This is a genomic window from Synechococcus sp. Minos11 (assembly GCF_014279855.1).
Taxonomy (GTDB): Bacteria; Cyanobacteriota; Cyanobacteriia; order PCC-6307; family Cyanobiaceae; genus RCC307.
On sequence record NZ_CP047953.1, the window covers coordinates 522,496 to 536,081 of the forward strand.

Annotated in this window: 13 protein-coding genes and 1 pseudogene; all 14 read right to left on the reverse strand. The window is 54.0% G+C overall.

All coding sequences use genetic code 11. The features are described from left to right. Positions 1-3: 3 nt before the first annotated feature. Positions 4-1,071, reverse strand: coding sequence for a hypothetical protein (locus SynMINOS11_RS02900; RefSeq protein ID WP_186549743.1), 1,068 nt, complete (start codon positions 1,069-1,071; stop codon positions 4-6). A 15-nt stretch (positions 1,072-1,086) separates the two neighbouring features. After that, positions 1,087-1,569, reverse strand: coding sequence for a hypothetical protein (locus SynMINOS11_RS02905; protein WP_186549745.1), 483 nt, complete (start codon positions 1,567-1,569; stop codon positions 1,087-1,089). Between the two features lie 115 nt (positions 1,570-1,684). After that, entirely contained in the window at positions 1,685-2,329 is a 645-nt protein-coding gene (locus tag SynMINOS11_RS02910) for a pilus assembly FimT family protein (RefSeq protein WP_370586180.1), read from the reverse strand. Between the two features lie 2 nt (positions 2,330-2,331). Next, positions 2,332-2,799 carry a type IV pilus modification PilV family protein gene (locus SynMINOS11_RS02915; RefSeq protein ID WP_186549749.1) on the reverse strand — a complete coding sequence of 156 codons (468 nt, stop codon included), beginning with the start codon at positions 2,797-2,799 and terminating at the stop codon, positions 2,332-2,334. Further along, positions 2,796-4,466 (reverse strand): hypothetical protein, encoded by a 1,671-nt coding sequence (locus tag SynMINOS11_RS02920; protein WP_186549750.1) that lies wholly within the window; start codon positions 4,464-4,466, stop codon positions 2,796-2,798. Before SynMINOS11_RS02920 ends, SynMINOS11_RS02915 begins: the two co-directional genes overlap by 4 nt. Beyond that, positions 4,466-4,786 carry a hypothetical protein gene (locus tag SynMINOS11_RS02925; RefSeq protein ID WP_255445562.1) on the reverse strand — a complete coding sequence of 107 codons (321 nt, stop codon included), beginning with the start codon at positions 4,784-4,786 and terminating at the stop codon, positions 4,466-4,468. The genes SynMINOS11_RS02920 and SynMINOS11_RS02925 overlap by 1 nt, the downstream gene beginning before the upstream one ends. A 63-nt stretch (positions 4,787-4,849) precedes the next feature. Further along, positions 4,850-4,942 (reverse strand): annotated as a pseudogene (locus SynMINOS11_RS13105) (prepilin-type N-terminal cleavage/methylation domain-containing protein); the annotation flags it as partial. A 64-nt stretch (positions 4,943-5,006) separates the two neighbouring features. Next, positions 5,007-5,393: a type IV pilin protein gene (locus SynMINOS11_RS13055; protein ID WP_370586181.1), complete on the reverse strand. Its 387-nt coding sequence runs from the start codon at positions 5,391-5,393 to the stop codon at positions 5,007-5,009. 317 nt (positions 5,394-5,710) lie between these two features. After that, positions 5,711-7,006 (reverse strand): prepilin-type N-terminal cleavage/methylation domain-containing protein, encoded by a 1,296-nt coding sequence (locus tag SynMINOS11_RS13060; protein ID WP_304623013.1) that lies wholly within the window; start codon positions 7,004-7,006, stop codon positions 5,711-5,713. Continuing rightward, positions 7,003-7,515: a GspH/FimT family pseudopilin gene (locus SynMINOS11_RS02940; RefSeq protein WP_186549758.1), complete on the reverse strand. Its 513-nt coding sequence runs from the start codon at positions 7,513-7,515 to the stop codon at positions 7,003-7,005. The genes SynMINOS11_RS13060 and SynMINOS11_RS02940 overlap by 4 nt, the downstream gene beginning before the upstream one ends. Continuing rightward, positions 7,508-8,023, reverse strand: a complete 516-nt coding sequence (locus tag SynMINOS11_RS02945; RefSeq protein WP_186549760.1) for a hypothetical protein — start codon at positions 8,021-8,023, stop codon at positions 7,508-7,510. Before SynMINOS11_RS02945 ends, SynMINOS11_RS02940 begins: the two co-directional genes overlap by 8 nt. 101 nt (positions 8,024-8,124) lie before the next feature. Next, positions 8,125-10,899, reverse strand: coding sequence for a calcium-binding protein (locus tag SynMINOS11_RS02950; protein WP_186549762.1), 2,775 nt, complete (start codon positions 10,897-10,899; stop codon positions 8,125-8,127). Positions 10,900-11,589: 690 nt separating this feature from the next. After that, positions 11,590-13,017: a hypothetical protein gene (locus SynMINOS11_RS02955; RefSeq protein ID WP_186549764.1), complete on the reverse strand. Its 1,428-nt coding sequence runs from the start codon at positions 13,015-13,017 to the stop codon at positions 11,590-11,592. Continuing rightward, positions 13,008-13,574 (reverse strand): type IV pilin protein, encoded by a 567-nt coding sequence (locus SynMINOS11_RS13065; protein WP_304623014.1) that lies wholly within the window; start codon positions 13,572-13,574, stop codon positions 13,008-13,010. The genes SynMINOS11_RS02955 and SynMINOS11_RS13065 overlap by 10 nt, the downstream gene beginning before the upstream one ends. Positions 13,575-13,586 lie beyond the last annotated feature (12 nt).

Genomic DNA, 13,586 nt, shown 5'->3' on the forward strand with positions numbered 1-13,586 from the left:
TCTTTATTGGTTGACTAGTTTGTAGGAGCCACTGGCGCCGTTGCTCATCATTTCCATCCAGGGTGAGTGCAGACCAATCGACACGGTGTTAACGGCGAGTTGATCGTTGCGGTTGTTGTTGATGGCGACGTAGCGATCAGCCGTGCGGTTGTAATCCCTTGTGCTCCAGTAGCCGCCATTGGGATCGCGGTTGGGTTGGCCGTCTGTGAGGAAGTAGATGCTGTTTGCTGAATCGTTCCGGAACGCTTTGTTGAGGGCATCCCAGGGGTGGGTTCCTCCCCAGCGGGTGACCCTGCCTTCTGAGAGGGAATTCACAAAGGCCAGGGCACTGCTCAAGTTGGCTGGCGTTAGGGCCACCAACTGGCCGTCTTTCCAGTTGCGGTGGTTGAGGTATCCCGGTGAGCTGAAGGCTTGCAAGCTCACATTGGCACTGGCCGGTAGTGAATTCAGTAGGTTGCGCAATTCGCTTTGCAGCGACTCCATCCGGGTCACCAAGCAGGTGCGGCGTGTTCTGAAGTACTTGCGGCCGTTGAAGAAGATCCGCTTGGTGCTGCTGCGGGTGTTGCCCCAGGCCACACAGGCACTCATGGAGCCGGAGCCATCAACTACCAGCTGCACGGAGTTGGTGTTGACGGGAATGCCGTAGAAGCTGCAGTTGTTGCCCTGGCAGGTCGTGATGGGATCTGGATCGTCAACCAATCCGGAATCGCCAGTGCGGACGGTGTAGAAATCATCAGTGCGTGAGACCTTGTCTGCCCTGGCGTAGGCGATCAGATCTAGATCCACCTGACTGCCGCCTTTGCCGCCTGGGTTGTGCAGGAAGCTGTAGTTGATCGCGTCAGATTCTGTGGTCGGGTCAATGATCTTGAGAAGTTTGCGGTAGCTATCAGTTTGAATCGCAATCGCCGGTTCCATATAGGAGCGGAGGCCTGAGCTGTTATCACTAAGCAGGGTTGTATCCAGGTTGGCAGCAATCTCGGCGATCTCGAGTTGCTTGCCTTCTTTATTTGTTGGTCTGGGGCATTGACCACTGGGGTCATCACAAGGAATCGTGCCAATTCCCTCTAGCACTGTGGAGAGAATGACCTATTCTGTTTCGTAGCGACCGTCGGCACTGAGGGGAGGGCCGCAGCGGATTAGGGAATAATTCATCCCGTTGTTGGCTGTGCCAAGTCCATACACCACAGGTGTATCCAGCTCAGCCATCTTCATGCCAAAAAATGGATTGAAGGTGCGCCCTGATTGGATGGCTGCGCAGTCATTAATTGATGCTTGGTATTCTGGATAAGCGCCGTTCTCCATGTCGGTATAACCGCGCTCATCTTCATAGCTTCCGCCTTTGACAATCAGGTAAAGGCTGCGCTGCACTTCTGAGCGCAGAAGCCTGGTCCCAGTGAGCGCATTACTGCGTAATCCTGAGAGATCGCCGCTTTCACGGATGGCGGAATTGAGGCTTCTCATGCCCATTGCAGCGCCACCAACAACCACCATGGTGGTCACTGCTGCCACCATGGCTTCAGTAAGCGTGAAGCCATTCAATTTTGACCGCACACCAAGGGTGCGATGCATCAACTTTGGATGCATGGACCGGCCAATCTGAGTATGACCTTGATTGTAACTGTGAGGTGTCGGGCTCAAGGTTAACGGCTCCTGTCTGGAGGGTGAGTGTTGTCTGAGAAGGGCATCAGCTTTGTGTGCATTGGCCTGTGTCGAAATTTGATCCTTTCCAGGTGCCGCGAATTAAGGTCCCGGTCATCACCTCCAGTTGGAGACAGCGCTCTAGGCCCTTGCCTCTGCTTTCAAGTCCTCGTGACCTAATCCTGATTGTCAGGGGAGTTGGGTCAAAACTCGCCTCTGGTGCTGTCACACCACCGATGGTGTTCATTGAGATTTCAGCTGGTGTGATTAGCAGTCGAATGTCGTCGTGCTGATGCTCAGACAAGCTGTTCTTGATATTTAAAAAACGAGTGCTGGTTGGCTTCATGCTTAAACCACCCATGTCCGTTGTCGGTGGTGGGCACCAGGCATCGGGATCGTTGGGGTCATCATCAATGACCAAGCTTTCAAGGGCCTTAGCCGTGATCTCCGTTTCCGTTCCAGAGCCACTTGGTAGAGCGATGCGGCAGCTTCCCTGCCGGCTCACCATGTTGGCTTTCATTTGAATAATCCCTGACTCAATCTTGCTGGTGTAACTATCCACCGTTGTTTGCTTGACCCTTTGCTCCACCATGGGAACAAAGGTCATCACGCCCAGACTGGTCAGGACAACGGAAACCATCAGCTCAGTGAGGGTGAATCCATGGCTTGTTTGGCGGGTTGGCAAGCTCATGGTCAACACGTCGCCATGAAACTGGGATTGAGCTCGACAATCCGGTATTCCTTTTCCTTGGTGTCTCGCATTGGTATCGCAAATTCGTAGGTGACGATCAAAATGTCCGAATCAGAGCTGTCAAACTGGCGACCCCAAGTGCTGCCATTGGGGACCGGGTTTTGAGTTGAGATCTGCTGCGAGAGGTGAAGGGCTGGGTTTCTGCTGGTGCAGGCTTCAGTTTTGAGCTCTGGTGAGTTATTGATCAACGCATCAATGGCTTGAACTTCTTCGATGTCATTGAGGATTTCCAACTCCAGTGCTGTGCGCTGACCGCTCCGGGTTGAATTCGCCATGCCAATCAGCAAAAAGCGATTGGTGCTCAGCATCAAAATGAACAAAATCACCCCAGCCACCAGGGACTCCACGATCGTGAAGCCACCCGAAGGGACCGTCCGGCGTTGTTTGGCTGTGGCTGGTATGCGCTTCACCACCGCACAAACATGTCGAGGCCAGTGCCTCGAACCCCTTTGGTGATCGTGCGCCCGAAGGTCAGGGAGTCATCGGGTTGCCATGTCTCCTTGAACGACTCGATTAATGAGCCGCCGGGTTGTCTGGTAGTCAGAGCTACCCCAGCGCTTGCACAGATGTTGTGCGCCCAGATCGCCCCATTCATCGCAGCAGCGCGCTGCACCGACACCGTTCCTTGGGGCAGCAGAACAAAGGCCGAGGGCAAGGCGTTGCCGCCAAAGCTGAGATGTTGTCCTGGATTACTGCAGGAGTTGCTCTTGCTGCCCCCTGTTCCAAGGATCACCAGATTGGTGGCCGTGCTCTGAGTCGGGTTTTGGCAGGGAAGTGGCCTTGCGCTGCTGCGGCTGTAGCGCGCCTGGCAGAGCGTTCCGTTGGTAAGGGTGATGGATTCCTGTGGCCGCAACATGCGCAGAACCACTGGCCGCGCGCCGTTCTGGCTGCCAGTTTCAATGCTGAGTTGGGCCCCTCGGCTGAGGTTGATCTTCTCGATCCAGATCGTGCAGGGTTTGGATGAATCGCCTTGGCAAATGTCATCGCTGTGCAGCGTGATTTGTCGCACACGTCCGCGAAAGCGCCGGACTGTTGAGGCACTTTCAAGGGCACTCCAGCGCCCCTGTGATTCACCACGAACGCAAATCGCATCCCCACTCGCGCCGCGCGAGGGTCGTGTGCCGCTGCACATCGTCGTGCGGCTGTCATCTATCGACCAGATCCTGCGATCGGAGGAGGAGCTGGTGTTGACCCGGTCAATGCTGGTTTTTTGATCGAAGATGCCGGCGCTCGGAAACTCCAGGTCGGCATCGGTGGTGCTCGAGAGAGGCCACAGGCGTGCTGCGGTGTTCGAGCTGCTGATTCCCAGTTGGTTGGCTAGCTGTCCTGTGTTGCAGGCTGTCTGCCTGACGACGTTTTCAGCCTGACTCTGGTTGAGCATCCAGAGGATGCGGCCATCGCCATCAATCCGGCTTGGCCCCAGTTGCATCGAGCGACCAGCGATGACACCCCAGTCGTTGTCGTTGTTGTGCAGATCTTTGAGAGCCAGGACACGGGTCAGTAGCGATCGACCCAGGACCTTGGCTGAGTCCCCTTGGCCAGCTGTGGCGTAACCCTCAACAGCAAATGTCGCCTTGCTGTCACCTGCTGAGTAGTTGTATGAGCGCAGTCGGTAGCTGATCTGAACGGAGTCCTTGCGGCCATCGTCTCTGAGGTTTTTGCCGTTGCTGAGATCGCCAGAGAACAACACATCGCGCTCGGGTCCAAGACCATTGGTTTGCGCGCAGGGCTGGGTCATCGACATGCGTAGGGCATTGCCGCTGAGATCCCATTGCTGCAGGGGTTGGCCTACAGGCGTGTATTCCTCGTTTTGGCTGAGCTTCCAGAGGTGCGAGATGTTGGCTGCGTCGTCGTTGAGAGCAGCCAGGATCCGGTTCATGCCATTGCCTGCCGCTAGCTCAGCCAGCTGCTTGTAACTTTCTGAGGCCGACGCGCGGCGGCTCATCATCTGTTTGGCTACCAATCCGCTGGTGGCCACCAACAACATGAACCCAGTCATCAGGGCCACAGCGACGGCTACACCGCTGTCTCGGTTGCCATGGCGGCGTTTGATGAGGTGGCGCAGCAGTGATCGCATCAGGTGCAGCTCACCGTGCGAGAACTTTTGCCGGGCTGTTCCCTGAACAGATCAGAGACTCCAGTCGTCGTGTTGAGGCAGGCTCTGATGCCCCATGCCGATGAGCCTGTTTTGCTCGCCCTGGCCGTTGTGATGTCTCCTGAATTGGCGAAGGAAATTTGAAAATGCCCCCCATTGGGCGTGGTGATGGGGGTTGTTAAGGCCCCAGTGGCAATGCCGTTATCGGTCATTACCGGGGTGATTTGAGCGATGTCGTCCCAGCTGTTGGGAACTTCTAAAAACTCTTCGCGGTAGGCCTGAACGCTGGTCAGGATCGTCATGATTTGGCTTGACGCATCGCTCTGACGAGCCCGTTGGACCGCGTTGAAGTAATTCGGCAGAGCGATTCCAGTCAGGATGCCAACAATCGCTACAGCTATCGCGAGCTCTGTCAGCGTGAAGCCCGAGTCTGAGAATGCTGTAGCGCGAGAAGCCACGTCAGAAGATGCGTAAGGCGGATTGGCTTAGACGTAGGAATGGCTGAGGACTGTGATCGCCCAATCAGCTGCAGGATGGTGCGGCGGTTTGGTCAAGTACGGATTGCACGTCGACCTTGCCGGTGTCGAAGTTCACGCAGCCCTTCATTACTTTTGAGGTCAATCCCGCATCGGTTGCATTACCAGTGGCGGTAATTGTGTAGATGGGGCTGCTCCAAGCGGCGGCGTAATTGAAGGTTGTCGCTCCGTTTAATGGAGTCCCATACAGCTCGTTCATATCCGCGGCGGCTGTTTTTGGTGCTGTGCCGTCTTCGACGTATTGGGCCTGAGCCTGTTTCAAGGTTGAGGCAATGTTTTGCTTGGCTTCTGTGGCTTTGGCTTTATCGGTCTGCTTGAGGAAGTTGGGCAGGGCAATCGCGCTGAGGATGCCAACAATCACGATCACCACCATCAGCTCCACGAGAGTGAAGCCCCTATTGATCAGAGAATTGGTCTGGCTTTTCTTAGCGAGTTTCTGCAGCAGGCGACCAGATAGAAGTCCTGACGCCTGCAGTTGAGGACCGCCAGCCTGAATCGGAGTCATCTGAGAAAACCTGGTGATTTTTCTCAGTTTTACTTGGATTCCTCAGATTGCTTCGTGAGAGTTGCCTGAGAAGCCTGCTTTGCCTGATTAGAGTTTCCTGAGAGCCCAGGCTGCCACTGGCTTGCCAGGGTAGTCAGTGACTGAAGCCTGCTTTGCAAAGAAAGTCTGCTTCGGTGCCTCTTGACTCAACTAAGTACTTCCCGCCCATCAAGGAAGATCAGAACATCTCCTTTTCGAATGCTGATTGAAAAGGCCGGGTCACCATTAAAAGCGTTGGCATCACTGGCTTTACAGATGACTCTCCTGCAATTGGAGAGGCTTACATTTGCTTTTGGACGGCGAATGTAGATCACATCGACCCCATCTGTTCCTTCAATCTGGTCATTTCCTTGGATTAGGTAGCTGTTTTTACCACTGCCGCCCTTCAAGACATCCGCGCCTGGGCCTCCAATCAAGATGTCGTCGCCGCTTCCTCCCTCCAAGGTGTCGTTCCCTTGTCCGCCCAGTAGACGATCGTTGCCATCCCCACCTTTCAGCGTGGTGTCTTTATCAGTGCTTTGGGCTTCGATGATGTCGTTTTTGCTGGAGCCTTCCACGGTGTAGAAAAAATCATCACCGCACATCACCACCTGTTGGTCTTTTTTGATTGCTCCTTGTGGAAGATTCAGTTTGGGTTGATTGCCTGGATAGTCGACGGAGGGATCACGCGTCACGTACAACAAATCGCGCCGGTTGACATTGCCGCTGCCATTGCAGGCGCTGCTTTCGTCAGGGAAGTAATAGACCGGAGCCACTCGTGACTGGGTACCAAGGCATTGGCCGTAGGGGCTTTTCGATGATGTTGATAGACCATTGGCGAGAAGCAGGAAACGGAGCCCCTGTCCCTGCAATCCATTGCTGTTGCAGCTTGGTGCATCGATGCAAAAGCCTTGTTTGCAATCGTCACGCGAGCTGAGGTTGTCGAGGATGACTTCGCGGCAGGTGCGACTTTGGCCTTTAGGGCAAATCTCTGCGGTGTAGAAACCTCGGTTGCTGTCGCCGTCATTGATACGAGGGCCGCAGCGCACCAGTGCTTGTCCTGCCATGGCACTGCCGTCACTGATGTTTTGGATGGCATAAATCGCTGATGGCAAGACCTGGCTGTTCTCGTCACTGACTCCCATGGGTCGCTCCAGAGGGAATACAACCGCGTGAGTGAACTCAGTCGTGCTGATGCCACATTCACTGGGGATATTGATCGCATCTGAACTGGTGACCACCCGTTCTGCCAAGGCGATCTCAGCTTCAATGAAGTTGGTCGCCAGCTTCCACTCATCTCGTTTACGCCTTAGTTCTTCGGCATTGCTGCGCAATTCCACGGTGTTGACCACTAAGTTCCCCGCCGAGCCCACCACGATCAAGCCGATGACCATGCCGATCAAGAGCTCCACCAAGGTGAAACCGGTTGTGCTTTTGCTCGTGGGAGTTATGAAGGGCTTCACAGGGCTTGGCTGTAATCACATTGGTTTGAACGGAGCGTGCCTAGACGGATCAATCCCAAAGGAGAGCTAATCCGGATGCAGCGGGTTACTGCAACTTCCTCTCTTGTCAGCCGCCATTCCTGGTTGCTGGAGGTTGTTCCGCGTGGTGAAAACAGCAGCGCAACATTGCCTTGCTGTTGACCATTGACTGCAAGTTGGGTTTTCCCCGGGGCATTTCCTCCAATCACCAGAGGAAGTTGCTCTGTACACCCTGGGCTGGTGCTTTTGACTGCTAGCTGTCCTGTCTTGTCTGCACTCAACGTCAATAAGACCTCGCAGGACAGCATCTCTTTGATGGATTCGTGACGCGCCTCCTCCAGCCAATCCACTACGGAGCGACTGGTGGCTGTCAGCTGCTCGCGCCGCACGGAGGCCAGGAAGCTAGGGATCGCGAGCGCCCCAAGAATCGCCAAGATCACCATGACAACGAGGAGCTCCAACATCGTGAAGCCGGAGTTTGCCTTAGCCACACCAGTGCACCGCATTGGGGATCAAGATTGCTTTGCGGTACGCAATGCGTTTGTTGTTGTGGAGTGCTTCGTATTCCACGACAGCTGAATTGGCATTGTTTTCGACCAGGTTGATTCGTCGTTTCACCACGACTCCCTTCAGTAGGTGTCCAGTGCCACTCAGTGTGGATTCTCCACTTGCAATGCCATCGGTTGGTGTGGCTAGGAGGTCTTTGGCGAGCTGTCTGTTTTGGCAGCTATTAATGAATGCCTGCTTGTTGTCATCGTTGTAGTAGCGCAGGGGCTTGTCCTGATTCTTGAGCAGAACTTGAGACTCGGTCTCCTTAGGGAGGCAAGGCCCTTGGCTGCAGCGAAAGCTGAAAAAGCGCTGACGCACTGTTGTCTCAAGATCATTGGCTATTAGGGCCTCAGCTGCGTGTCTTTGGCTGCTTCGTTGGGTAATGCCTTGGGCGTTGATGATCCCGCGCGTGACGGCCATCACCGTGATTGCCAAAACGGAACTAGCCACCAGGACCTCCGTTAGGGACTGTCCTGGTGGTAGAGCGGTTTGAGTGGGTGACAGTCCCCGCAGAAGGCGGGGACTGGTTAGCCGTATGGGCAGGATTCGCGTCACACGAAGCTGCCGTCCTTTTGTTCCGTGAGCTTGACCCCTTGAGCAACACCGAGGTAATCGGTGCCGCTGTAGAAGAGGCTGTCGCTGTCCTTGAACTCCATGCGGATCTTGCTGGTATCAGCAAAGGTCAAGGCATCAGAGCCCACTTCAAAGTCGGCGATGGTTGCGAAGCCATCACCGCAATTGAGGATGAAGGTGTCGGACCCGCAGCCGCCGAAGAGAACATCAACTCCGATGCCGCCATCAATCAAGTCGTCACCATTGCCTCCATAAATGGTGTCGTTGCCAGCATTGCCGCTGAGGGTGTCATGGCCTTTGTCGCCATAGATGGTGTCGTTGCCGTCACCACCGGTGACGCTGTCATCACCGCCACCGGCGTAGACCAATGATTGGCCGCCACCAAAGAGATCAACGGTGTCATCACCACGGCCCATAGAGATGGTGCTGCCAGTGATGTCACCTTCCACGGTGAGGTAGTCAGCTCCATTGCCAGTGCTGATGGTGCTGTTGCTCAGAGCGGTTTGCTGTTGAGATCCCAGTGCAGCGATGTAGATGGAGTCATCACCGGCTCCGGTGTGCAAGAAGCTGTCTTTGAGGCCAAAGGCAATGCCCTGCTTGTCATCAAGGGCCTCTGCAATGAGATCCACTGTGTCGTGGCCTTTGCCAGTATCCAGCGTTGATTGATCCAGGCCAATCGCTTTGCGGCTGCCGATGGAATCAATCAGCACACTGTCATCACCTTTGCCTGTATCAAGGTTGGAGTTCTCTAACCCTTTGGCGACACCAGTGCTTTGCATGCCGCCGTCGTAGCTGCAGCCCCAACTCCTGGAGTAGTTCCCGTAATCGCGGCTGTAGCTGTAGTCGTAAGACCGGCTGTAGCTGTAGCTTCTGTCCCTGCCGCCCCAGCAGCCGTAGCTGTACCCGTAGCTGCGTGAGTAGTCATACTCGCCACTTCTGCTGTAGCTGTAACTGCCGCTTCTGCTGTAGCTGCCCGTGTTGCTGTAGCTGTACCCCCTAACACCGTCTGCCAGAGCAGCTAGTTCAATGCTGTCGTCGCCAGAGCCTGTATCGACGGAGCTTCCCTTCAAGCCAATGGCGCTGGATCCAGCCTCAGCATTGATGCTGAGGTTGTCATCACCACCGCCGGTATTCACTGTTGAATTCAGGGCGGCTACCGCATTGCCATAGCGATTAATGTAGGAGTTGTTGTACTCACTATTGTATTTATAGGAACTGGAATTTTCGCATTCACTTTTGGAGTTGTTTTCATGGGCGTACTTGGAGAAACCTCTACTTATGCAGGTGCTCCAGTTGTAGTCGTATTTGTTTGAATAAGACCGAGAGTTTTTGCTCCAGTTGCTTGCTGTTGAGCTATTGCTCGAAGAGGAGCTGTTGATCCGGCTGTTTTCTCCTTCGGCAATCGCATTGAGCTCAATGCTGTCGTTGCCATTGCCAGTATTCAGGCTGGACTGGCTGAGGCTGATTGCTATTTCGCCCCCTTTCGCATTAACAGCGATGCTGTTATCTCCAGAGCTGAGGTCGATCGCTGAATTCTCTGCACCAATGGCTGTGCCGAAGCGATTGATATTTTGATTATTCCAACTTGATTTGCTCGTGGATTGGCTTTTGTTTGCCCATTCACTCTCTTGCGCGGAAGAGTAGCTGCTGGTGCTGGAATAGTTGCTATATCCGCCAATTCGCGAGTAATTACTCCAGCTGCGGTAACTGCTTTTCCTATGCCCTTCGCTGCTGTAGCTGTAGTCAGAAAAGTAAGAGCCGCTGCTTTGATTAGAGCGTTCACCATTGGCTAAGACGTCAATACTGACGGTGTCGTTGCCTTTGCCAGCTAGAAGGCTTGATTTGACCAGGCCTTTGGCTTCGTTGTTGCCCTGGATATTGAGGGTTACGTCGTTATCGCCATTGCCAAGGAGAGCCTTGGAATTCACCAGGCCAAACGCTCTGCCGTCACGCAGGTCTTTGTTTTCGTAGCTGTTCGAGAACTCATAAGTGCGTGATCGCGAGTATTTATTGGCAACGTCGTAGTTTCTTTCGTACCCATATTCGCGCTCGTAGGTCGGCCTCCACCAAGATCGGCTGCCCCCATAGCTTCGGCTATAGCCGTAGCTGCGTGAATAGTCGTATTCACGGCTGTAGTCATAGCTATAGCTCCTGCTGTATGAGTTGCTGCTTGTGCCGCGGCCTCCATTAGCGCTGACATCAATGTTGAAAGAATCATCACCTGATCCTGCATCAAGAATTGAGCCAACAGCTCCATAGGCACGTAGATCGCCAACCCCGCCGGCTTGAGATTTGATCAGAAGTTGATCATCTCCTTTTCCAAGTTTGATGGAGCTATTTTCTGCTCCATAGGCCGGATCTCGCCGCCATCCGGTTTGCCATGTTTTGGCTGTCAGGCTTACTAAATCGTCACCTTTGCCAGTGTCAATGGAGCTATTTCTGATGGCCCAGGCATTGGATTGAACACCTGTGGCATCGGCTGTTACATAGATCTTGTCGTTGCCTTCTCCTGTGATGACTTGGGAGTTTTGGTCAATCCCGATGGCATTGGCTACAGAGCGGCGATCTCCATCGGCGATTGCATTAATGGTGATGACATCATCGCCTGAGCCTGTGTTCAGCAGGCTGCTTTCCATGCCTTTCGCGAGGATTAGCGAGCCACTCCGCCGTCCCCAGCGATTGGCATAGCCAGCATCTGCTGTGATGTTGATGGAGTCATTTCCTGATCCAGACAGGATTGCTGAGCGCTGCATGCCCCATGCGGGGTCATAGCTGAACACTCTCGACTTGGCGTTGATATTGATCGTTTTGTCGTCGCAACCGCATGCTTGGATCAAGCTTCCCAGCATGCCGATGGCATACGCATCTCTGCCTCTGGCGTAGGCCGAGATGTTGATGTTTGATCCGCCAAAGAAGATTTTGCTGTTGTTGACACCTGTTGCTCTTCCAGTTCCCCAGCGGCTGGCGATTGCCGTGGCTGAAATATTGAGAGTGTCAGCGTTTGAACTCAGAACGCGATTGTCCAGGCCTGTGGCAGTCGCGTTGTAGGACGACCTCCAGCGCCAGCGGCCACGCCAATCGCGCTGCCAGCCCCATCCTCCCCTAGAGAAAGAGTTGAAATTCAGAGTTGATGCCATTGAGAAATTTCAAGCAAGTGGATAAGTCCTGGTTGCCTGCAATTGGCAATCAGTAGATGAGTTGATTTGAGGTTGTGAGTTGCCTGGCTTTTTGTTCCCTGGCGCTTAAGCAGGCGACCTAAGCGGGAATGAGTCTTGTCTGAGACGCAGCTGAGAGGCTATGGCGAATTGGGTGAAATGTGTATCTATTTCCGGTTAACCTGGCTTATTAGTCTTTTAGGGCGAAGCTGCAAATTCATTAAAAGCATGCTGTATAAATTTCAAGCCTTTTTGGGCCGGACCTTTGCTGCTCGATAGCTTTTTGGGTCAGCGCCCGTGGCTTCTCCAGCTCAGGATTCCTTGGGCGACGTACTCTCTTTGCCCAACGCCAAAGCTGACGCCAAGCCGTTGAAAGATCAGGCTGGGTAGCCCTTCGGGAACGCTGATATCAACGTAATTCTTGTCGTAGCTTCCTGCTCCTGTGGCGTCATATTGCTGGCCCCAGATAGCGCCCTCGAGATAATGGGGGTCTGTCTTGGTGAACTGGAATTTCACGCAACCGGATGGCATCCAGATAAAGGCCTTGGCTGGATTGCTTTTTGTTCCCAGTGGTTGTTTGGTGTTCAGTCGTTGCCGGCAGCGGCCGCTGAGGCGTGGCTTTGTGCCCAGCAGCATGAAATCCGCTGCATGATTCACCGAGCTGGTGTCGAGTCTTCCGTGTGGGGCCAAGTTCACATTGCCGCTGACATAGAGGCGAATGGGACCCTTGCTGATTTTTAACTTTGTCTCACAACCGCTGCGACCAGTCATGCTGATATCGCTGGCATAGACATGCCAAGTGCCATCGGCGTCTTGTTTTTTGCTTGCTGCAGGCACGTCTTCAGGGATTCGATAGACCGTGTCGCTTTGCTCTCTGCGCCCGCGGGCAGCTGTGCATCGTGCCGGTTTGATTCGCGTGGCCCTGAGTCCTGCAGGCGGTGTTGGTGTTTCTGGCAGTGTGATTTCGGGTTGAAATTTCACGTCATCCCAGGGCGGATAACTGCTTTTCCAAGGCCTTGAGCTGCTCCGGCAATCCTCCTCTTTGCTTGTGCAAAGCACAGCGGCAGGTTGAGCTGGCTTTGAATTTTTAAGTTTGACTTCTGTGCGGTCATAGTCGCCAATATTTTGCATAAAGAGCCCTGGCCAGATGCTTTCACTCTCGTCAGGACTTCCTGGTAGTGAGTTGCAGGATTTGGCAATAATTGTCATCTCCTGGATGACTTGTGCAGCGGCTAGTTTTTGATTGTCCTTTGAGACAACTTCTCCTTCAACGACAAACCTGCCGCGACCGCCGTAGTAGCTGGTGCCATCAAACTCAAAACTCTTTAGTCGGTATTGACCTCGGGTTCCGTTGATTTGTTGGCTGCTAATGCCACTGGTGATTGGCTGGCCTGTGATCTCTGTCCGGCAGCCTGTGCCTCCGCTATCTCTGCGTGACCAAGAACCGCTGCCGTTGTAATTGCTAACGAGCCATTCTGGGTAGTCCTGGTTCAAGCTTTCAACCAGGATGGCTAATCCTGATTCAGCGGCCTCGCGGGCACGTTTCGCCATGCTTTGCCGGCTGCTATTGACATAGCTGTTGTGCGCTTGCATGGCGATGGCCATTGTGCTGACGGTCGCAATCAGCGATGCCATCAACACAATGACCATGGTTGAGCCTTGATCGGCTTTGATATCGCGCCGAATCAGACCTCTCACGATTGATTTCAGCTGCAAGAGGGTGCAGAGCTGTCATCGAGGACCGACTGCATGTCGACTTTGCCGGTGTCAAAGTTCGCGCAACCCTTCATCACCTTGTCCTTCAAGCCTGCATCGGTTGAATTCCCCTTGGCTGTGATGGTGTAAATCGGTGAACTCCAGGCGCCTGCGTAGTTGAACAAGCCAGCACCATCTTTCGGGGTGCCATAGAGCGTGTTCATGTCGGTGGCGCTTGTTTTTGGCGTTTGCCCGTCTTCCACAAACTGCGCCTGGGCCTGCTTCAGGGTTGAGGCGATGTTCTGTTTGGCCTCAGTGGCCTTAGCTTTGTCTGTTTGCTTGAGGAAGTTGGGAAGCGCGATGGCGCTGAGGATGCCAACGATCACGACCACCACCATCAGCTCGACAAGGGTGAACGCGGAGTTGGCGTGGCCGTTTTTATGCCGAGTCCGAAGTAGGCGAATGAGAGACGTGCTGCCTTGGCTCATGTGATTCTCACGTAAGACCCATTGATTGTTGGGTAAATCGCTCCTCTTTCGCGCTGTATTTATGCGAATTAGGCAGAGCTGGCTTTGCATGGCTGCTGTAGA